We start from the raw sequence: 19,781 nt of genomic DNA, 5'->3' as shown, positions 1-19,781 counted from the left end.
CCCCTTCCTGTCCCGGCATGAGGCTTCTCCCTTTTCAGATTTTCCAGCGCCATGCAAGCCCTCAGCGTCAACGAATACCTTCGCCAGCACATCCGCACCGTGCCCGGCTGGCCCGCGCCGGGCGTGCAGTTCCGGGACATCACGCCGCTGCTGCAAGACCCCAAGGTGTTCCGCGTGCTCATCGATGCCTTCGTGCACCGCTACATGGACCGCGCCCTGCGCCCCGACGTGGTGGCCGGACTGGATGCGCGCGGCTTCATCCTGGGTGCGGTGGTGGCCTATGAATTGAACGTGGGCTTCGTGCCGATCCGCAAGAAGGGCAAGCTGCCCTTCACCACCGTGGAGGAAACCTATGAACTCGAATACGGCAGCGCCACGGTGGAACTGCATGCCGACGCGGTGAAGCCCGGCGACCGCGTGCTGCTGATCGACGACCTGATCGCCACCGGCGGCACGATGATGGCCGGCAAGAATCTGCTGGAGCGCCTGGGCGCGACGGTGACCGAAGGCGCCGCCATCGTGGATCTGCCCGAACTCGGGGGCTCGCAGCGCCTGCGGGACGCGGGCCTGCCGCTCTACACGCTGGTGGATTTCGCGGGGCACTGAACACCGGCCGAAGCCGGGACGGGTTGTAAAATAAAAATCATTCTCATCCATGCGATGGAGAGATCTTTCGCCCTGCCTTTTTCCCGCTTTCGTCCGCCATGTCCTGCCTTCTCCCCTTTTGCCTGCGCCGCCCTGATCTGCCGGATTCCGCGGTCGAGGTATTTCCATGAGCCGCGAAGGGGCCCGCAGCGCCCCTGCGCTGGCCATGGAGGCGCAATCCCTGGCTGCTGAAGGCGCTTCAGGCGTGCGGAGCGCCGATCGTTTCAAAGCGCGCTGGCCGGCGCTGCCATCGCTGCGGCAGTTGTGGTTCCAGGTCCATTGGTTTCTGGGCATCACCGCGGGCTCCGTTCTCGTAGTCATCGGCTTGAGCGGCGCCCTGCTGGCCTTTCACGAAGAAATCCTCGATGCGATCAACCCGGGCGTGCGCCAGGTCGCGCCGCAGGCCGGGCCCATGCTCACCCCGCAGCAGATCGTGGACGCCATCGCTCGCACCCACGGCGAACAGCGCATCACCACCCTGACCGTGCAATCGCAACCCGGCGCTGCCGCCCGCGTGATCTTCCAGGCAAAGCCTGCCGAGCGGCGGGGCGAGACGGTCTACGTGCACCCCTACACCGGAGCGCTGCAACCTGCGCTGAAGGGCCAGGACGCCTTCGAGTGGGTCGAGGCGCTGCACCGCTGGCTGTTGCTGCCGCGAGAACCCGGCCGCGTGGCGACGGGCGTGTTGGCGCTGTGCCTGCTCACGCTTTCCTTGTCGGGCCTGTACCTGCGCTGGCCGCGACGCCCCTTGCGCTGGCGCACCTGGCTCACGTTCGATACGGCTCTCACCGGGCGCTCGTTTCTGTGGGCGATGCATTCCGTAGTGGGCACCTGGGCCCTGGTCATGTACCTCGTGCTCACCGCCACCGGCCTCTACTGGGCGTTCGATGCGGTGCGCGACACGGTGGACGGCTGGGCAGGCCTGCAGCGCCCTGCGCGAGCGATGGCCGCCGCACCGGGCGGCGGTGCCAAGGCCCCGGCCGATCGCGCCGAAGCCGCACCGCTTGACCTCCAGCGGGTTTGGACCACGTTCGAGCGGCAGGCGGGGCCGTGGACCCAGGCCAGCCTGCGCATGCCTGCGCTGCCCACGCAGGCTGTCCAGTTGACCTGGCTGGCCGCGGACGCCGGGCACGACCGGGAGCGCAACCGCATGTCCATCGAGCCTTTGAGCGGCCAGGTGTCGGTGGACGACCGCCATGCCCGGCGCAGCGCTGCTGCCCGTGCCCTGGCCGCGATCTATCCCCTGCACATGGGCACGTACTTCGGGTTGCCGGGCCGCCTGGCGGTGATGTTCGCCAGCCTCGCCATGCCGCTCTTCGCCATCACCGGATGGATGCTCTACCTGGGCCGCCGCCGTCAACGCAGGGCCAGTACGGTCGCGCGCGCTGCGCAGGGCCATCCCCTGGTGCCGGCAGCAGGCGTGGATCAAGGTGCCGACACGCTGCTGGTGGCCTACGCCAGCCAGGCGGGCCAGGCGGAACGCATCGCGCTGCAAAGCGCAGGCGCCCTGCAACGCGCTGGCCTGCGGGTCGCCGTGCAGTCGATGCAGGCGATCACGCCGGAGCAACTGCGCATGCACCGCCGCGTGTTGCTGGTGGCCAGCAGCTTCGGCGAGGGCGAGCCCCCCGACAGCGCACGCCGCTTCGCGCGCCTGCTGGCCCGGTGCCCGCCTGCTTCGCTCCAGGGGGTGCGCTACGGCCTGCTGGCATTGGGTGACCGCCAGTACACCCGCTTTTGCGGCTTCGGCCATGCCCTGGACGAAGGCCTTCGCCAAGCGGGTGCCGAGCCCCTCTTTCCCCTGATCGAAGTGGACAATGCCGACCCCGCTGCGCTGGCGCGCTGGAGCGAGGCGCTGACCACATTGGAAGGTGCGGAGCACCTCGCGCTGGACGCCGCACTGGCGGACAACGGCGTGGCGCCGGTGTATGCGGCGTGGAGCCTGGCCCAGCGTGAATGCCTCAACCCTGGAAGCCTGGGCAATCCGTTGTTCGAGGTTTCGCTGACGCGGGCCGGCCCGCTCGAATGGCACCCGGGCGCCTTGGTCGAGGTGTTGCCGCGCCAAGCGCCCGCCGCAGTCACCGCCTGGCTGCAAATGGCTGGTGCCGACGGCGCCGCCCTGGTGCAGCACCGAGGTGCGACGACGTCGCTCGCCGAGGCGCTGGCCAGCAGCGTGCTGCCCTCTTCGCCGTTGGATTTCACCACTGCGCAAACGTTGGCCGATGGGCTGGTGCCCCTGGCTCCCCGCACCTATTCCGTGGCTTCCCTGCCGGGTGACGGCGTGCTGCAACTGCTGGTTCGCCAGGAGCGGCACGCGCAGGGCCTGGGGCTGGCCTCGGGTTGGCTCACCGCCCATGCTCCCTTGGGAACGGCCGTGGAGTTGCAACTCGTCGCCAATCCGCGTTTCGATGCGGTGCCCGGCGATGCGCCCTGCATTTTCATCGGCAACGGCTCAGGGCTGGCGGGTCTGCGTTCGCATCTGCGTGCCCGGGTACGGGCTGGATGCCGCCGCAACTGGCTGCTGTTCGGCGAGCGCCAGCGGGCGCATGACACCCTGTGCGCCGAAGAGATCGATGGCTGGCAGGAACAAGGCTTTCTGGAGCGATTGGACCGGGTGTTCTCGCGCGACGGCGACACCCATCGCCATGTGCAGGACCGGCTGCGCGACGCGTCCGCCGAGCTGTGCCAGTGGATCGCGCAAGGCGCCACCCTCTACGTGTGCGGCAGCGCAGAAGGCATGTCGGCCGGCGTGGATGCCGTGCTGGTGGAGGTGCTTGGCGCTGATGCGGTCGATGCGTTGATCGCCGACGGCCGCTACCGGCGCGACGTGTATTGAGCGCCTGGCGGGGCGCGCGGCGTGGCGGCCGCGGTCAGCGCAGGTCGCCGTACTGGGTGTTGCTGAGATCGGGGGCGGGCGCGTCGCTCCCCGGCATTTCCGTGTCTTCGAAGCCCGTGGGCGTGGATGGCAGCAACGGGCCGGAGCGTGTGCTTACCCCGGTGCGGGGTGCGGGTGCCGGCGGCTTGGCGGCCGCGGCGTTGTCCAGCGCCCGCTTGAAGGCGGCGACCTCGTCCGCTTCGATGGGGTCGAACGCCTTGGCGGGTGCGCGCGCTGGCGGCGCAGGGGGCACCAAAGGCGCGCTGCGCGGGGCCAGCAGCGGATCGATCGGCAAAGCGGCCACCGGTGCAGGTGCTGGCGCCTGAACGGGCGCTGGCGGACGGGCCGGGGCCGCAGGCACGTGCGGCACCGATGGCCCGGCGACGCCGTGGGGAGCAAGCCCCTTGCTGGGCATGCCGACGGCCACATGGTCGTTGATGCGCCAGTACACGGCCGTCACCAGGATGTCGAAGCGCGTCTTGGCGGTTTGCGCGATCAACGCTTCGATCTCGCTCAGGCGGACGGTTTCGCCGCCGTATTCACGGGCCAGGTCCATCATCACGAGAAACTGCCGGCCGCGCTGGTCAAGGGACAGCACTTTGAACTTGTAGCCCGCCGACAGCACGCCGGCCCGGACCATGGCGTCGCGCACCACGGTGTAGAGCAGTTCGCGCCGCTCCATGCGCTCGTTCTTGCGGTTGGCAGCGTGTTCGGCCGGGGGCTCTGCCAGGGGTTTGCCTGCGCCACGGCCGGGCACCAGGGGCACGGTGGCATCTGCGTTCAGCAGGCCGGACGGTTCCACCGCCGGACGCTGCCGTGGAGCAGGGGGTTTGCGGTTGAACCAACTGAAAAGTGACATGCCGTGCCTTCTTCGGATAGCGCCAAAAAGTCCGAAACGAGTGTAACGCGCACTCCGGCAACGAATGGCTTTCCGGCGTCTGCCGGCCCGGGCACGGGCTTGATAGAACGCTCAGGTGTCAGGTCGCTGCAACACGGCGGCGGCGGTTGCCCAGCCGTTTGGACAGCACCGACCCCATCGCCATCGCCAGGCTCAGCGCCACGGCAGGCTGGCGATTGGACAGTTCGGAAAACCGCAGCGCCGTCAGGTTCCACAGCTTGGAAGGCGCGCCCGCCTGGACGGTGGCCGTGCGCGGCTTGTGCGAGAAGAAAGCGCTCTCGCCCACCACGGAGCCGGGGCCTACGATGGCCAGGCGCAACCGGTCTTTTTCATCCTCGTAGTGCACGCTCAGGCTGCCGCTTTCCACGAAATACAGCGTCCGGTCGCTGGCGCCCTGGGTGAACAGGGTGTGCCCGGTGGTGAGCGACATGGGGAGCAGGTAGCCTGAAAGCAAGTCCCACTGCTCGGTCGTCAGGGGGTTCATCATGCTGTCTTCAGCCGGCGCCTGGGCGATGGCCTGCACGAGACCGGTCAGGTCCATTTTCTGGGGGTGGGAGAACAGCACAGCGTTCATAGTGGCGCGAAAGTTAAGGCGGATGCGCCCGGCGCACAAGCACTCTTTACCACTCCTTACAAAACGCAACCCGCGCAGCGCGGTCACTTGCCAATGCAAAAACTCGAAAAGATCACGCCCAGCAGGTCGTCGGACGTGAATTCGCCGGTGATCGCATTGAGCGCCTGTTGAGCGAGGCGCAGTTCTTCGGCAAGCAGATCGAGCGCCGGGCCGGGCGAGTGCAGTTGCGCCGCGGCTTCCATCAAATGCCCGTCCACGGCCTGCAGGGCCTGAACGTGCCTAGCCCGCGCGATGTAGACGCCTTCTGCGGCCGATTGCCATCCGGCCACCTCCAGCAGCACGCGGCGCAGCGCATCCAGCCCTTCGCCCGTGCGGGCCGAGAGATGGACTGCCGCATGGCTTGGCTCAGAAGGGCCGGGTGGGTGAGCCAAAGCGCCCGGGCTGGCAACCTGATCGGTCTTGTTCCACACATCGATCACCGGAACGTGCGCTGGCAGCCTTTGCGCGATGGTGCGGGCGATGTCGGCATCCGCGGCCTGGTAGTCGGCCAAGGACACGCGCGTGAGGTCGTGCAGGAACAGAACGGCATCGGCGGCTGCGATTTCTTCCCAGGCCCGCGCGATCCCGATCTTTTCCACTTCGTCATCGCTCTCGCGCAGACCCGCGGTGTCGATGACATGCAGCGGCACGCCTTCGATCTGGATGGTTTGCTGCACCTTGTCGCGCGTGGTCCCGGCAATGGGGGTGACGATGGCGAGTTCGGCACCGGCCAGTGCGTTCAGCAGCGAACTCTTGCCCGCGTTAGGCTGCCCGGCAATCACCACTTTGATGCCCTCGCGCAGCAGGGCACCCTGGCGCGTGCGCTGCATCACCGCCGCCAGGGTTTGCTGCAAATTCGATAGCTGACCACCGGCGTCGGACTTGCGCAGGAAGTCGATTTCTTCCTCAGGAAAATCGAGCGTGGCCTCCACCAGCATGCGCAGGTGGATGAGCGCGTCGCGAAGCTTGTGGATCTCCCCCGAGAACGCACCGGCCAGGGAGCGGCTGGCGCTGCGGGCGGCGGCTTCGGTGCTCGCGTCGATCAGGTCGGCAATGGCTTCGGCCTGGGCCAGATCGATCTTGTCGTTGAGAAAAGCCCGCTCGGTGAACTCGCCCGGCTGGGCCAGGCGCAGTCCGGGCAGGCGGGGCCTGCCATCGGGCACATCGGCCTGTGCGGCCGCTTCCAGGCAGCGCGCCAGCAGCAATTGCAGCACCACGGGCCCGCCGTGCGCCTGCAACTCCAGCACGTCTTCGCCGGTATAGCTGTGCGGGGCGGGAAAGAAGAGCGCCAGCCCCTGGTCGATGGACTGGCCAGTGGCGTCCCGAAAGGGCAGATAGGTGGCTTCGCGCGGTCGCAGCGAACGCCCGCACAGCGCTTCGGTCAGCGGTCCCAGGCCCCGGCCCGAAACACGCACGATGCCCACGGCGCCGCGCCCCGGTGCGGTGGCGATGGCGGTGATGGGTTCGGAATGGCGAGGCAGCATGCGGGCGATCGGAAGATAGGGCGGGGCGGGTGTGTGCCGGGTGTGGGACGGGTGTGGGAATGGGGCATGATAGCCGCGCCCTCTGCTCGATTTGCCTTGCCTTGCCGCCCTCGTCCCGGCGCACCACGGTCGCCCAGGGTGCTGCCGCCATCAACGACAAAGCCCGCCAGGGCGGGCTCTGCAGAAGGTCCGGACGATCGGGTGGGTTACTTGATCGTGGTCCAGTTGGGCATCGGGCGGTCATCGGCGCGGTGCAGCGTTTCCACGCCCTTGCGCATGGCCCAGGGGCGGATCTGGTGGTGCAGCGGCAGGTAGTAGTACTCGTCCTTCACCAGCTTGAGCGCGTCGGCGATCAGCGCGTCGCGCTTGGGCGCATCCATCTCCACCTTGATCTGGCTGATCATTTCGTCGAGCTTGGCATCGCTGAACCGGCCGCCGTTGTAGGTGCCGGCAGCGGTCTTGCCTGCCTTGGTGGCCATCAGCGAATCCAGCGAGTAGAGCGAGTCGAACGTCGCCACGCCCCAGCCGAACAGGTAGGCGCTCACGTCGTTGTTCATCACGCGGCTCACGAACTGGGCCATGGGCGCAGCCTGCAGCGTGGTCTTCACGCCGATGCGCGTCCACATGGCGGTGACGGCCTGGCAGATCGCTTCGTCGTTCACGTAGCGGTCATTGGGGCAGTCCAGCTTGAGCGAAAAGCCTTGCGGGTAGCCGGCATCGGCCAGCAGCTTCTTGGCGGCTTCGACGTCGTACTTGGCGGAGCGTTCATCCAGGCTCTTGCTCCAGCCGTGGACCATCGGCGCGACCATCGTGCCTGCGGGCACCGAAAGGTTGCGCATGGTGCGGCTGTGGATACCGGCCGAATCGATGGCCTGGTAGAGCGCCTGGCGCACGCGCTTGTCCTTGAGCGGGTTCTTGCCCGGCGTACCGGCACCCGGCAGTTCGTCGCGGAACTGGTCCAGGCCCAGGTAGATGGTGCGGTTCTCGGCACCTTCGATCAGCGTGATGTCGGGGCTGGACTTCATGCGCGCCAGATCCTGCGTGGGTGGATCGACGACGAAATCGACCTGGCCGGAAATGAGCGCGGCCGAGCGCGTGGCGGCGGATTTGATGGGGGTGAACACGACTTCGTCGATGTTGCCCTTGGGCTTGTCCCACCAGTCGGGGTTCTTCTTGAGCGTGACCTTCACGTCAGGCTGCCAGCCCACCATGATGAAGGGGCCCGTGCCGTTGGCGTTGCGCGATGCGAAGTTTTCTTCCTTGCCGGCGTAATCCTGGGCCTTGGTCGAGTTGTTCTTCTCGGCCCAGGCCTTGTTCATGATGCGGGCCTCGGTCAGCTCGCGCAGCAAAACGGGGTTGGGGCCCTTGAGGATCAGGTCGACGGTGAAGTCGTCCACCTTCTTCACTTCCTTGATGCTCTGCACGGCGGACTGCATGTTCGATGGCGGCGTCATCGCGCGCGTCAGCGAGAACACCACGTCGTCGGCCGTGAACGGTGCGCCGTCATGGAATTTCACGCCCTTGCGCAGCTCGAATCGCACCTGCGTGGGAGACACCTGTGTCCACTTCGTGCCGAGTGCGGGCTGGATCTGGTACTTCTCGTCGTAGCGCACCAGGCTTTCGTACACCTGCTGCAGGAATGCATGCGTGGTCTGGTGGTTCTGGGCGTGGGGGTCCACGGTCAGGATGTCATTGGCGCCCGCCCACCGCATCGTTGCGGCATGGGCCGATCCCGCTGCCAGCAGGACCGCGATGCCCAGTGCGCTCCATTGGAAAGTCTTACGCTGCTGCTTCATTGGCCAAGTCTCCTCGTCGGTTAACGAAAGTGGATGAAAGATGCCGCGGGGGCAAGCCAAGCATCGTACCCAATGAAAAACGGCCGCTGTGCAGCGGCCGTGGAATTTCTCGGGAATGCAGCGCGTCGGCGCTGCATGGAGGTCAGCGGAACTTCGGCAGATTGAACTGCGGCGGCACGCCCATGCGGGTGTTGATGATCCACTGCTGGGCGATCGACAGGATGTTGTTCGTCAACCAGTACAGTACGAGGCCGGCCGGGAAGAAGAAGAACATCACGCTGAAGATCAGCGGCATGAACCACATCATCTTGGCCTGCAGCGGATCGGGCGGCGCGGGGTTGAGCGCGGTCTGCAGCAGCGAGCTGGCGGTCATCAGCAGCGGCAGGATGAAGAACGGGTCGGGCGACGACAGATCCCTGATCCAGCCGATCCATGGCGCATTGCGCATTTCCACGCTCGACAGCAGCACCCAGTACAGCGCGATGAACACCGGGATCTGGATCATGATGGGGAAGCAGCCGCCCATCGGGTTGACCTTCTCCTCGCGGTAGATGCGCATCATCTCCTGCTGCATCTGCTGCGGCTTGTCCTTGAGGCGCTCGCGCATCTCCATGATCTTGGGGTTGATGGCCTTCATCTTGGCCATGCTGGCGTAGGCCTTCGCATTGAGCCAGTAGAAGGCGATCTTCAGCAGGAACACCAGCGCCACGATGGACCAGCCCCAGTTGTTCAGCACCTTGTGCAACTGGTCGAGCAGCCAGTACAGCGGCTTGGCCAGGATGGTGAGCCAACCGTAGTCCTTCACCAATTCGAGGCCGGGGGTGAGCGATTCCATCATCGTCTCGACCTGCGGACCTGCGAACAGGCGTGCGTCCACCGTCTTGGATTGGCCCGGCGCGATCTCGCCGACCGGGGTGATCATGCCGACCGAGTACAGGTTGGTGTCCACCTTGCGCACGAACAGGTCGCGCTGCACGCCATTGCCCAGCAGCCAGGCACTGGCGAAGTAATGCTGCACCATGGCCACGTAGCCGTTCGTGGACGACTTGTCGATCTCGGCCTTGCCGTTTTCGATGTCCTTGAACTCGACCTTGTGGTACTTCTTGGCTTCGGTATAGACCGCAGGGCCGGTGAAGGTGGAATAGAACGACGACTCGCCCGGCGGCTTGTTGCCGTCGCGCACCAGTTGCAGGTACAGCTGGGGCGACACGGGTGCGGTGCCGGTGTTCACGACTTCGTGCTTCACGGCCACGTCGTAGGCGCCGCGCTTCACCGTCCAGGTCTTGGCGAGCTTCACTCCGCCCAGGTCCGCGGATTCGAAACGCACGCTGATCTCGTTCTGGCCGTCCTGCAGGTCGCGGTTGCCGGCCACCACCGACATCGCCGTCTTGTGCGTGGGGTAGGTGCCGCCGATCAAACCGGTCTGCGCCACATAGACGCGTTGCGCGCTCTCATCGAGCAGCATGAACGGCTTGGACTTGTCCGCCATGTCGGGGTATTTGAGCAACTCGCCGTTCGTGAGCGAGCCGCCCTCGCTGTCGAACGTCAGGCGCAGCACGTCGGTCGTCAACGTGACGCGCTGGCGCGCAGCGGAAGGCGCCGCCTGCGGCACGCCGCCCGGCACCTGCTGGGCATTCGCGGGTGCGGCTGCGGCCGTCGGCGCCGGCACGGTGGACGCGCCAGCAGCACCGGAGGCGGCAGGCGCCTGCGACACGGGCGTCACGGCGGCAGGCGTGGCCCCTGGAAAGAAGGTGGCCTTGTGGCCGTTGTGCACTTGCCACTTGTCCCACAGCAGAACCATGGAAAAGCCAAATATCACCCACAGGATGGTGCGGCGAATGTCGTTCATGAAGACTTCTTCGTTGAGGATGGGGTGGAGGAGGCGGAAGGGGACAGGCGCGAGAACAGCCGCAACCCGCGGGGGAGTTCTTCGGGCACCGGATCATGCCCGCCATCGCACCAGGGATGGCACCGTGCCAGACGGTGCAGCGTGAGATAAGTTCCGGCCGCAGCGCCGTACCGGTCCAGCGCCTGCAGCGAATAGGCCGAACACGTGGGCTCGAAGCGGCAAGCCGATCCGAGCCAGGGGCTCAAAATCAGGCGGTAACCGCGCACCAGCGCCATCAGCAGCGCGCGCATCATGGCACAGGCGCCGGGGCGGGCTGGGGTTTTGGTGCAACGGCTGCTGCGGCAGTGCTGCCGCCACTGCGCCGCACGGCGTAGCCGAACAGCTGCAGCAATTCGGCGCGCACGGCCTGTTTGAGGGCATCGGACGTGGCGCTGGTGAATTGCTTGCGGTCGAACGTCGCTCGCAGGCGCACCACGTGCGCGGCCTGCGGCAACTGGGACTCAAACGAGGCGGCCACCGCATAGATCTGCCGCTTGATGCTGTTGCGGGTCACCGCTCGGCGAGCCCAACGCTTGGGCACCATGGCGCCCAGCCATACTGCCGGGGGCTCCACAACGCCAAACAGGGCCTGCGGCCCTTGCGCATCAGGCAAGGAACCGGGCCCTGTAGGAGGAGCGGGAGGCAACGCGGGCGCTGCGCCTGTGGGAGCCAGTCCCAATCGGTGCAGTGCGAAGTGAGCGGTACGGGAGACCGTTCCCCCGGCCATGGCGGCCTGGAACTGCGGACGGGTTTTCAACCGTTGCATGGGAGGGTTCCCGCCCGGAACCGGGCCGAGTGCCGTGGCGGCCTTAGACGGCCAGGCGCTTGCGGCCCTTGGCGCGGCGTGCGTTGATGACGGCACGGCCGCCGCGCGTCTTCATGCGCACGAGGAAACCGTGGGTGCGCGCACGGCGCGTCTTGGAAGGCTGGTAAGTACGTTTCATGGTCAATTCCTTGAGGGTTCGGTTCCGGGCGCAACTCGCAAGATGCGGGTTCCAGGCCCTCCGGATGCGGCACCTCGATAAGGATCGAAGCGCTTGGCCCGGGCGTTATTGCCCTGAACGCATTCAGGGAAACCGGCGATTATTGCAGGCTTGTCCGGGTGTGGCAATGGTCGGGCTGCGCTGGCGTGGCCTGCGGGGCTTTTCGGAGGGGCCTGGGCTTGCCCCTGCGCGGTTGTGGATAACCCTTTGAAAAGGTACAATCTGCGGCCTCGAATCGTTCCTCCTATCCACAACAAGAACCGCCATCAATGACCGAGGAACCCTCCAGCAGCCCCGACAACGACGCGGGCGCCGACGCCGGACAAGGCCTGTGGCAAGCCTGTGTAGAGCAGCTTGCGCAAGACCTGCCAGAGCAGCAGTTCAACACCTGGATCAAGCCGCTCACGGCCCAGGTCGCACCCGACTTCACCAAGGTCACCCTGTTGGTGGCCAACCGCTTCAAGCTCGACTGGATTCGCGCGCAATACGCCGGCCGCATCGCCGCATTGCTCGAAGGACTGTATGGCCAGCCGGTATCGCTTGAGTTAGCGCTCGCTCAGCGTGAAACCGTTGCCCGTACTTACGTTCGCTCCACGCCCGCCGGCCAGGTGGTGTCATCCGAGCCCACGCCTGCCGCCACTGCGAGCGACGAGCCGGTGGCCGGGGCGTTCCGCTCGCGCCTGAACGCCGCGCTCACGTTCGAGACGCTGGTGGAGGGCACGGCCAACCGCATGGCGCGCTCGGCGGCCATGCACGTGGCGGGTTCGCCCGGGCATCTGTACAACCCGCTTTTCATCTACGGCGGCGTGGGCCTGGGCAAGACCCATCTGGTCCACGCAGTGGGCAACAGGCTGCTCGCCGACAAGCCCGATGCCAAAGTTCTCTACATCCATGCCGAGCAGTTCGTGTCGGATGTGGTTAAGGCGTACCAACGGCGCACGTTCGACGAGTTCAAGGAGCATTACCACTCCCTCGATCTGCTGCTGATCGATGACGTGCAGTTCTTCGCCAACAAGGACCGCACGCAGGAAGAGTTCTTCAACGCGTTCGAGGCGCTGCTGGCCAAGAAGAGCCACATCGTGATGACCTCGGACACCTATCCGAAGGGCCTGGCCAACATCCACGAGCGGCTCGTCTCGCGCTTCGACTCGGGCCTCACGGTGACCATCGAGCCGCCCGAACTCGAAATGCGCGTGGCCATCCTGATCAACAAGGCCCGCGCAGAGAGCGCCGACATGCCCGAAGAGGTGGCCTTCTTCGTCGCCAAGAACGTGCGCAGCAACGTGCGCGAGCTGGAGGGCGCGCTGCGCAAGATCCTCGCGTATTCGCGCTTCAACCAGAAGGAAGTCTCGATCCAGCTCGCCCGCGAGGCGCTGCGCGATCTGCTGTCGATCCAGAACCGGCAGATCAGCGTCGAGAACATCCAGAAAACGGTGGCCGACTACTACAAGATCAAGGTCGCCGACATGTACAGCAAGAAGCGCCCCGCCAGCATCGCCCGGCCGCGCCAGATCGCCATGTACCTGGCCAAGGAACTCACGCAGAAAAGCCTGCCCGAGATCGGCGAGCTGTTCGGCGGGCGCGACCACACCACGGTGCTGCACGCGGTGCGCAAGATCGCCGGCGAGCGCCAGCAGCTCACCGAACTGAACCAGCAATTGCACGTGCTGGAGCAGACGCTCAAGGGTTGATGCCGAAGTGATCCTGCAACCCCACGGAGCGCGCCCGGTTCACGGGCAAAATGGCGTGCTGGACGGCATGAGGGGGCATGGCCCATGCCGCCGTCCTGGCACGTTTCCCAAAACCACCAAAGGTTGACGACATGATTGTCCTGAAGGCAACACAAGACAAGGTTCTCGCGGTCCTGCAATCGGTGTCCGGCATCGTCGAACGCCGGCACACCCTGCCCATCCTGGCGAACGTGCTGATCCGAAAGACAGGCAACGCGCTGCAGCTGACCACGAGCGACCTGGAAATCCAGATCCGCACGACCGCCGAGCTGGGCGGCGACACGGGCGACTTCACCACCACGGTGGGCGCGCGCAAGCTGATCGACATCCTGAAGACCATGCCCGGCGACCAGACCGTGAGCCTGGAGTCGAGTCAGTCCAAGCTGATCCTCAAGGGCGGCAAGAGCCGATTCACGCTGCAGTCGCTGCCGGCCGAAGACTATCCCCTGGTGCAGGAATCCGCCGCCTTCGGCCCCGCGTTCAGCGTGCCGCAGAAGGTGCTGAAAGACCTGCTGGGCCAGGTGTCGTTCGCCATGGCGGTGCAGGACATCCGCTACTACCTGAACGGCATCCTGTTCGTGGCCGAGGGCCAGCAGCTGAGCCTGGTCGCCACCGACGGCCATCGCCTGGCCTTCGCCAGCGCCACGCTGGATGTCGAAGTGCCCAAGCAGGAAGTCATCCTGCCGCGCAAGACCGTGCTGGAGCTGCAGCGCCTGCTGTCCGACGCGGGCGGCGAGAACCAGCCGCACATCGAGATGCAGTTTGCCAACAACCAGGCGAAGTTCACGTTCGGCGGCATGGAGTTCGTCACGAAGCTGGTCGAGGGCAAGTTCCCCGACTACAACCGCGTGATCCCCAAGAACCACAAGAACAGCGTCACCCTGGGCCGCGCTCCGCTGCTGGCCAGCCTGCAGCGCACGGCCATCATGACCAGCGACAAGTTCAAGGGCGTGCGCCTGAACCTGGAGCCCGGCACCCTGCGCGTGGCGTCCAACAACGCCGAGCAGGAAGAGGCCGTGGACGAACTCGACATCGACTACGGCGGCGACACCATCGAGATCGGCTTCAACGTCACCTACCTCATCGACGCCCTGGCCAACATGGGCCAGGACATGGTGAAGGTCGAACTGTCGGACGGCAACAGCTCGGCGCTGCTGACCATCCCCGAGAACGAGACCTTCAAGTACGTCGTGATGCCCATGCGCATCTGACGCACCTGCCTCCAGTGCATGGGTGGATGCTATGATATTTATAGCTAACTGCCTTAGAGGAATATGCGCTGGAGACCTGTTTGACTCTTATTGAACATTCAGGAAACCCACCGGTTTCCACGGACCCCAAGGCCATCCATGACCGCTGAGAACACCCTGCCCGAGCCTTCCACCGACGGCGCGGGCGAAGCACAGCCCTTCAAGATCGACACCCAGCAAGTGGGCGCCAGCGAAGGCTACGGCGAAGGCGCGATCCAGATCCTGGAAGGCCTGGAGGCCGTGCGCAAGCGCCCCGGCATGTACATCGGCGACACGTCCGACGGCACGGGCCTGCACCACCTCGTCTTCGAAGTGGTGGACAACTCCATCGACGAGGCGCTGGCCGGGCACTGCGACGACATCGTCGTCACCATCCACAGCGACAACTCCATCAGCGTGACCGACAACGGCCGCGGCATTCCCACCGGCGTGAAGATGGACGACAAGCACGAGCCCAAGCGCTCTGCCTCCGAGATCGCGCTGACTGAACTGCACGCGGGCGGCAAGTTCAACCAGAACAGCTACAAGGTCTCGGGCGGCCTGCACGGCGTGGGCGTCTCCTGCGTGAACGCGCTCAGCAAGATGCTGCGCCTGACGGTGCGCCGCGAGGGCAAGGTGCATGTGCTCGAGTTCAGCCAGGGCTTCGTGCAGAACCGAATCATCGAGACCGTGAACGGCGTCGAAGTCTCGCCCATGAAGGTCATCGGCGACACCGACAAGCGCGGCACCGAGGTGCACTTCCTGCCCGACACCGAGATCTTCAAAGAGAACCACGACTTCCATTACGAGATCCTGGCCAAGCGCCTGCGCGAGCTCTCGTTCCTGAACAACGGCGTGCGCATCCGCCTGAAGGACGAGCGCACCGGCAAGGAAGACGACTTTTCCGGCGCCGGCGGCGTGAAGGGCTTCGTCGGCTTCATCAACGCCAACAAGAAGGTGCTGCACCCCACCGCGTTCTACGCCACGGGCGCGCGCCCGGCCGAGACCTACGGCGGCATTCCCGGCACCGAGATCGGCGTCGAAGTGGCCATGCAGTGGAACGACGGCTACAGCGAACAGGTGCTGTGCTTCACCAACAACATCCCGCAGCGCGACGGCGGCACCCACCTGACCGGCCTGCGCGCCGCCATGACCCGCGTCATCGGCAAGTACATCGACGCGCACGAACTGGCCAAGAAGGCCAAGGTCGAGGTGAGCGGCGACGACATGCGCGAAGGCCTGTGCTGCGTGCTCAGCGTGAAGGTGCCCGAGCCCAAGTTCAGCAGCCAGACCAAGGACAAGCTGGTGTCCAGCGAAGTGCGCGCCCCGGTCGAAGACATCGTCGCCAAGACGCTGACCGACTACCTGGAAGAGCGCCCCAACGACGCCAAGATTCTGTGCGGCAAGATCATCGAAGCCGCCCGAGCCCGCGAAGCGGCCCGCAAGGCGCGCGAAATGACGCGCCGCAAGGGCGTGCTGGACGGCATGGGCCTGCCCGGCAAGCTGGCCGACTGCCAGGAAAAAGACCCCGCGCTGTGCGAGATCTACATCGTCGAGGGCGACTCCGCCGGCGGCTCCGCCAAGCAGGGCCGCGACCGCAAGTTCCAGGCCATCCTGCCGCTGCGCGGCAAGATCCTGAACGTGGAAAAGGCGCGCTACGAAAAGCTCTTGACCAGCAATGAAATCGTCACGCTCATCACCGCCCTGGGCACCGGCATCGGCAAGGCCGCGGTCGAATCCGGCAAGAGCGGCGTGGACGACTTCGACGCCGCCAAGCTGCGCTACCACCGCATCATCATCATGACCGACGCCGACGTGGACGGCGCCCACATCCGCACGCTGCTGCTCACCTTCTTCTACCGCCAGATGCCCGAGCTGGTCGAACGCGGCCACATCTACATCGCCCAGCCGCCGCTGTACAAGGTCAAGGCCGGCAAGGAAGAGCTGTACCTCAAGGACGCCCCCGCGCTCGACACCTTCCTGCTGCGCATCGCGCTCAAGGACGCCAGCGTGACCACCGGCGGCGCCAACGCGCAGACACTGACCGGCGACACCCTCACCGCCCTGGCGCAAAAGCACCAGCTGGCCGAGGCCGTCATCCACCGCCTGTCCGCCTTCATGGACAAGGAAGCCCTGCGCGCCATCGCCGACGGCGTGAGCCTGAACCTGGACACCGTGGCGGACGCCGAAGCCAGCGCCGTGCAGCTGCAGGCCAAGCTGCGCGAACTGACCACCAACGGCATCCCCGCCGAAGTGGCCGGCGAGTTCGACGTACGCACCGACAAGCCCATCCTGCGCATCAGCCGCCGCCACCACGGCAACGTGAAGAGCAGCCTGATCACGCAGGACTTCGTGCACGGCGCCGACTACGCCGCCCTGGCCGAAGCCGCCAATACGTTTCGCGGTCTCATCGGCGAAGGCGCCAAGGCCCTGCGTGGCGAGGGCGAGAAGCAGAAGGAAGAAAAGATCGGCGACTTCCGCCAGGCCATGGCCTGGCTCATCTCCGAAGCCGAACGCACCACCAGCCGCCAGCGCTACAAGGGCCTGGGCGAAATGAACCCCGAACAGCTCTGGGAAACCACGATGGACCCCGAAGTGCGCCGCCTGCTGCGCGTGCAGATCGACGACGCGATCGAGGCGGACCGCGTGTTCACCATGCTGATGGGGGATGAGGTGGAGCCGCGCCGGGAGTTCATCGAGACGAATGCGTTGCGGGCGGGGAATATCGACGTTTGAGGTTTGTCGGGTGACACGGAAAGTGAAAACTGTGCCAAGTAAGTGAAAAAGTAGTGACACAGAAAGTGAAAAAATCCGAGCTTTCGGATGACACAGACAGTGATGTTGTTTGACACAAAAAGTGCAAATCTCGACAAATTAATGAGTCCGTCCTGAACAACTCGCAAGTCGTTGATCTTGCTGCACACGTTGCCCGAAGCGGCCAAGGCCAAGGTGCAGGACCTGCTGCAGCGCACCGGCCGCATCCTCACCCAGCGCACCAAGGACAAGAACAAGCTGTACGCCCTGCACGCGCCCCAGGTGGAGTGCATCTCCAAGGGCAAGGCCAGGACACCGTACGAGTTCGGCGTGAAGGTCAGCATCGCCACCACGTTGAAGGAAGGCCTGGTGGTGGGCATGAGGAGCATGCCGGGCAACCCCTGCGACGGCCACACGCTGGCCCAGACGCTGGAGCAGGTGGGAATCCTCACCGGCACGGACAAGCCGCCGGCCACGGCCATCGTGGACAAGGGCTACCGGGGCGTGCAGATCGAAGGTGTGCGCATTCTGATGTCAGGCCAAAAGCGTGGCATCACCCGAACGCTCAAGGCCATGATCAAAAGGCGCAGTGCCATCGAGCCCGCCATTGGGCACATGAAGATGGATGGGCGACTTGCCCGCAACCCGCTCAAGGGCGCGCTGGGCGATGCGCTGCATGCGGTGATGTGCGGTGCCGGGCACGACCTGCGCCTGATCCTGGCCGCGCTGCGGCTTTTTTGCGCCCGATTCGGGCTGCCGATGCAGGCGCTCATCGCGGCATTGTTCGCCGCACACGGTGACCGTCGACCTGTCTGCAGTTGAGAACGGAATTGTTCAGAGCGGACTAATTACGTGTCAATGTACTAGGAGCGCTGGATCAGCGGCCAACCGTCAACTGCTGCTCGATCGCACGCACCAGCCTGGGATCGCCCGGCTCCACGGCGCTGGCGAAACTGCCCACCACCTTGCCGTCGCGGCCCACCAGGTATTTGTGGAAATTCCAGCGCGGCGATTCGCCGGATTGCGCTTTCAGTTCCAGGTAAAGCGGTGAGGCGTCGGCACCCTTGACGCGGCTCTTGGCGAACATCGGGAATTTGACCCCGAAGGTGCTCTCGCAAAAGTCCGCGATCTGCGCATTGCTGCCGCCTTCCTGGGAAAAGTCGTTGGAAGGAAACCCGAGCACCGTGAAACCCCGATCCTTGTAGCGCGTGTGCAGCGCCTCCAGCCCCTGGTACTGGCCCGTGAAGCCGCAATAGCTGGCGGTGTTGACGATCAATAGAACCCTGTTCCGGTACTGGCACAGCGGCTGGGGCAGCTCGTCCTGCAGGCGCAGCGGCGTGTGCCGCAACAGGGGCGGACAGGTCCCGTCTTCCGTTCCGACGGTCGGGCCGGCCGCTCGGGCAGGAAGGCTGGACAACGCCAGCGGAACGGCCGCGAGGGCAAGGCACACGAGTCGGCGCAACATGGGGAAATCCTCCTTATGGGTTCGCCACGGACGCGTGGCATCGGGCGCGATGAAACCGTTTTTGGAGGAGTTTGGCGCAATTCGGCCAAAAAGTCGCTAAGCCAAGGCTCTTGCGCCGCTCAAACCAGGCTAACCCCCAGCTAAACCAGGCTCAAAAGGCGATTGAGCTGAAGCTGCACGCGCACGTCGCGCTGGGCCACGGCGCCGGTCACTTTCCAGGCGGGCTGGGCCGTGTCCCGGGGAATGAGTTCTCCGGTCGGCATGCCGTTGCGGTTGAGCACCACGGCCACGCGGGGCGTGGTGGCGTTGCCCCCGCGGCGCAGGGTCACGCCGATTTCCTGGCTCACGAGCCGCACGAAGGCGCCGGGCGGATACACGCCGAGGGTTTTCACCAGGGCGGAGCCGGCTTCGTCCACCTGATGCGATTCATCGTAGTAGCTGGCCTGCATCGCGGCGGTGACCGGCATCGGCGCGCGGGAGGCCCGGGGCGCCAGGCGCGCTCCGAAAACGTCGGCGCGCTGGATGAGGCGGGCGATCTGCTGCGCCTCGCTCTTGTCGGCCAGCGGCCCCGGCGAACGGTGGTGGTGGCAGCGCACGGCTTCCAGCCACACCGGGTCGTGCACGCCCAGTTGGCGCAGCAGGGCCTCCGACCGGGCCGCATGGTTTTCCACTTCGGCGATCTGCTGCGAGGTGAGCGGCTGCGTCTGCACCGCCAGCTGGTCCTGCAGTGCGGTCATGGCGATGTTCATGGACAGCGCGGCGCGTCCGGTCTGCATCACGCGCTCGACCGGCCAGCGCAGTTGCTCGATCGCGACCAGCATGCACACGCAGGCGACGAGCATGGCGTGGGTGCCGCTGTACTGGCGGGTTTCGTGGCCCGACAGGTAGATGAGGGCCAGCAGCACCGCGTCCGGGTTCTGGCGGCAATGCAGGGCGAGATCGCGGTGCAGCGCATCGAAGCGGTCGGGGAAATCATGGGCCTGGGGTGCGCGCAGCAGTTGCGTGGCGCGCAGTTGCAGGCCGGGCCAGTCGGGCGGCCCGCCTTCGGGGCGGTCGCGCGAAGACTGGGCGCCGGCGCTGATCTTCATCGAGGCGATCTGGCCGAGCGAGGTGTCGGACATCAGCATCTGCTGCAGTTGCGCCAGGTAGGCGCGGTGGCTGTCGCCCGACTCGTCCGTGTCCACGCACAGCTGCAGGCCGCGCGACAGGAGCACGTCCAGCTCGTTGCGCGTGCGGATCACGTAGCCCTTTTGCGCCAGCAGCACGCCATCGGCCCCGCGCAGGATGAAGGGGAGCGGGGAGCCGAGCTGGATCGAGTCGATGTTCAGCGCAACAAGGTTCATGGTGGGTCGCCGCATTATGGGCGCACGGACGCAGGGTGTAAGCCCGCGTAACGGCGGGATTGCATCGTTTTTTCTCGGCTT

The 19,781-nt window shown here is 65.8% G+C and carries 15 protein-coding genes and 1 pseudogene; 6 read left to right on the top strand and 10 right to left on the bottom strand.

The features are described 5' to 3' along the window. Nucleotides 1–51 precede the first annotated feature (51 nt). Nucleotides 52–606: an adenine phosphoribosyltransferase gene (locus AVHM3334_RS09970; RefSeq protein WP_284411868.1), complete on the top strand. Its 555-nt coding sequence runs from the start codon at nucleotides 52–54 to the stop codon at nucleotides 604–606. Nucleotides 607–772: 166 nt separating this feature from the next. Beyond that, complete coding sequence (locus tag AVHM3334_RS09965; RefSeq protein ID WP_284411866.1) at nucleotides 773–3,478, top strand: PepSY domain-containing protein; 2,706 nt, start codon at nucleotides 773–775, stop codon at nucleotides 3,476–3,478. Nucleotides 3,479–3,512: 34 nt separating this feature from the next. Here AVHM3334_RS09965 and AVHM3334_RS09960 read toward each other — a convergent pair whose 3' ends face one another. The 8 genes from AVHM3334_RS09960 to rpmH all read right to left on the bottom strand — a co-directional run bounded on the left by AVHM3334_RS09960 (nucleotide 3,513) and on the right by rpmH (nucleotide 11,140). Then, nucleotides 3,513–4,376: a hypothetical protein gene (locus AVHM3334_RS09960; protein WP_284411865.1), complete on the bottom strand. Its 864-nt coding sequence runs from the start codon at nucleotides 4,374–4,376 to the stop codon at nucleotides 3,513–3,515. Nucleotides 4,377–4,494: 118 nt separating this feature from the next. Continuing rightward, complete coding sequence (locus tag AVHM3334_RS09955; RefSeq protein WP_284411863.1) at nucleotides 4,495–4,989, bottom strand: Crp/Fnr family transcriptional regulator; 495 nt, start codon at nucleotides 4,987–4,989, stop codon at nucleotides 4,495–4,497. 83 nt (nucleotides 4,990–5,072) lie between these two features. Continuing rightward, nucleotides 5,073–6,512 (bottom strand): tRNA uridine-5-carboxymethylaminomethyl(34) synthesis GTPase MnmE, encoded by a 1,440-nt coding sequence (gene mnmE, locus AVHM3334_RS09950; protein WP_284411861.1) that lies wholly within the window; start codon nucleotides 6,510–6,512, stop codon nucleotides 5,073–5,075. 206 nt (nucleotides 6,513–6,718) lie between these two features. Then, nucleotides 6,719–8,308 carry an ABC transporter substrate-binding protein gene (locus tag AVHM3334_RS09945; RefSeq protein ID WP_284411859.1) on the bottom strand — a complete coding sequence of 530 codons (1,590 nt, stop codon included), beginning with the start codon at nucleotides 8,306–8,308 and terminating at the stop codon, nucleotides 6,719–6,721. Between the two features lie 142 nt (nucleotides 8,309–8,450). After that, nucleotides 8,451–10,157 carry a membrane protein insertase YidC gene (yidC, locus tag AVHM3334_RS09940; protein ID WP_284411858.1) on the bottom strand — a complete coding sequence of 569 codons (1,707 nt, stop codon included), beginning with the start codon at nucleotides 10,155–10,157 and terminating at the stop codon, nucleotides 8,451–8,453. After that, nucleotides 10,154–10,450 (bottom strand): membrane protein insertion efficiency factor YidD, encoded by a 297-nt coding sequence (gene yidD / locus AVHM3334_RS09935; RefSeq protein WP_284411856.1) that lies wholly within the window; start codon nucleotides 10,448–10,450, stop codon nucleotides 10,154–10,156. Before yidD ends, yidC begins: the two co-directional genes overlap by 4 nt. Continuing rightward, nucleotides 10,447–10,962, bottom strand: a complete 516-nt coding sequence (locus AVHM3334_RS09930; protein WP_284411854.1) for a ribonuclease P protein component — start codon at nucleotides 10,960–10,962, stop codon at nucleotides 10,447–10,449. Before AVHM3334_RS09930 ends, yidD begins: the two co-directional genes overlap by 4 nt. 43 nt (nucleotides 10,963–11,005) lie before the next feature. Next, a complete protein-coding gene (gene rpmH / locus AVHM3334_RS09925) occupies nucleotides 11,006–11,140 on the bottom strand; it encodes a 50S ribosomal protein L34 (protein WP_005798102.1) in 135 nt (44 codons plus the stop codon). 308 nt (nucleotides 11,141–11,448) lie between these two features. On the opposite strand from rpmH, the gene dnaA reads away from it, so the two are divergent. From dnaA to AVHM3334_RS09905, 4 genes and pseudogenes are all read left to right on the top strand, one after another. Beyond that, nucleotides 11,449–12,870 carry a chromosomal replication initiator protein DnaA gene (gene dnaA, locus AVHM3334_RS09920; protein ID WP_284411852.1) on the top strand — a complete coding sequence of 474 codons (1,422 nt, stop codon included), beginning with the start codon at nucleotides 11,449–11,451 and terminating at the stop codon, nucleotides 12,868–12,870. 131 nt (nucleotides 12,871–13,001) lie between these two features. Beyond that, nucleotides 13,002–14,120: a DNA polymerase III subunit beta gene (dnaN, locus tag AVHM3334_RS09915; protein ID WP_284411850.1), complete on the top strand. Its 1,119-nt coding sequence runs from the start codon at nucleotides 13,002–13,004 to the stop codon at nucleotides 14,118–14,120. A 138-nt stretch (nucleotides 14,121–14,258) separates the two neighbouring features. Next, on the top strand, nucleotides 14,259–16,874 hold the full coding sequence (gyrB, locus tag AVHM3334_RS09910; protein WP_284411848.1) for a DNA topoisomerase (ATP-hydrolyzing) subunit B: 2,616 nt from the start codon (nucleotides 14,259–14,261) through the stop codon (nucleotides 16,872–16,874). A gap of 180 nt (nucleotides 16,875–17,054) precedes the next feature. Continuing rightward, nucleotides 17,055–17,714, top strand: a pseudogene (locus AVHM3334_RS09905) (transposase); the annotation flags it as partial. 55 nt (nucleotides 17,715–17,769) lie between these two features. Here the strand turns inward: AVHM3334_RS09905 and AVHM3334_RS09900 are convergent. After that, complete coding sequence (locus AVHM3334_RS09900; protein WP_284411847.1) at nucleotides 17,770–18,357, bottom strand: glutathione peroxidase; 588 nt, start codon at nucleotides 18,355–18,357, stop codon at nucleotides 17,770–17,772. 140 nt (nucleotides 18,358–18,497) lie between these two features. After that, entirely contained in the window at nucleotides 18,498–19,700 is a 1,203-nt protein-coding gene (locus AVHM3334_RS09895) for an HD-GYP domain-containing protein (RefSeq protein ID WP_284411845.1), read from the bottom strand. Nucleotides 19,701–19,781 lie beyond the last annotated feature (81 nt).

The organism is Acidovorax sp. SUPP3334 (assembly GCF_030159055.1).
GTDB lineage: Bacteria > Pseudomonadota > Gammaproteobacteria > Burkholderiales > Burkholderiaceae_C > Paracidovorax.
Note: the sequence above shows the minus strand (reverse complement) of the source record. Positions and strands in the feature narration are given on the sequence as shown.

Excerpts from the sequence above, each read along its gene's own strand:
- AVHM3334_RS09970 (WP_284411868.1), top strand. The coding sequence starts at position 52 with ATGCAAGCCCTCAGCGTCAACGAATACCTTCGCCAGCACATCCGCACC.
- AVHM3334_RS09965 (WP_284411866.1), top strand. The coding sequence starts at position 773 with ATGAGCCGCGAAGGGGCCCGCAGCGCCCCTGCGCTGGCCATGGAGGCG.
- AVHM3334_RS09960 (WP_284411865.1), bottom strand. The coding sequence starts at position 4,376 with ATGTCACTTTTCAGTTGGTTCAACCGCAAACCCCCTGCTCCACGGCAG.
- AVHM3334_RS09955 (WP_284411863.1), bottom strand. The coding sequence starts at position 4,989 with ATGAACGCTGTGCTGTTCTCCCACCCCCAGAAAATGGACCTGACCGGT.
- mnmE (WP_284411861.1), bottom strand. The coding sequence starts at position 6,512 with ATGCTGCCTCGCCATTCCGAACCCATCACCGCCATCGCCACCGCACCG.
- AVHM3334_RS09945 (WP_284411859.1), bottom strand. The coding sequence starts at position 8,308 with ATGAAGCAGCAGCGTAAGACTTTCCAATGGAGCGCACTGGGCATCGCG.
- yidC (WP_284411858.1), bottom strand. The coding sequence starts at position 10,157 with ATGAACGACATTCGCCGCACCATCCTGTGGGTGATATTTGGCTTTTCC.
- yidD (WP_284411856.1), bottom strand. The coding sequence starts at position 10,450 with ATGATGCGCGCGCTGCTGATGGCGCTGGTGCGCGGTTACCGCCTGATT.
- AVHM3334_RS09930 (WP_284411854.1), bottom strand. The coding sequence starts at position 10,962 with ATGCAACGGTTGAAAACCCGTCCGCAGTTCCAGGCCGCCATGGCCGGG.
- rpmH (WP_005798102.1), bottom strand. The coding sequence starts at position 11,140 with ATGAAACGTACTTACCAGCCTTCCAAGACGCGCCGTGCGCGCACCCAC.
- dnaA (WP_284411852.1), top strand. The coding sequence starts at position 11,449 with ATGACCGAGGAACCCTCCAGCAGCCCCGACAACGACGCGGGCGCCGAC.
- dnaN (WP_284411850.1), top strand. The coding sequence starts at position 13,002 with ATGATTGTCCTGAAGGCAACACAAGACAAGGTTCTCGCGGTCCTGCAA.
- gyrB (WP_284411848.1), top strand. The coding sequence starts at position 14,259 with ATGACCGCTGAGAACACCCTGCCCGAGCCTTCCACCGACGGCGCGGGC.
- AVHM3334_RS09900 (WP_284411847.1), bottom strand. The coding sequence starts at position 18,357 with ATGTTGCGCCGACTCGTGTGCCTTGCCCTCGCGGCCGTTCCGCTGGCG.
- AVHM3334_RS09895 (WP_284411845.1), bottom strand. The coding sequence starts at position 19,700 with ATGAACCTTGTTGCGCTGAACATCGACTCGATCCAGCTCGGCTCCCCG.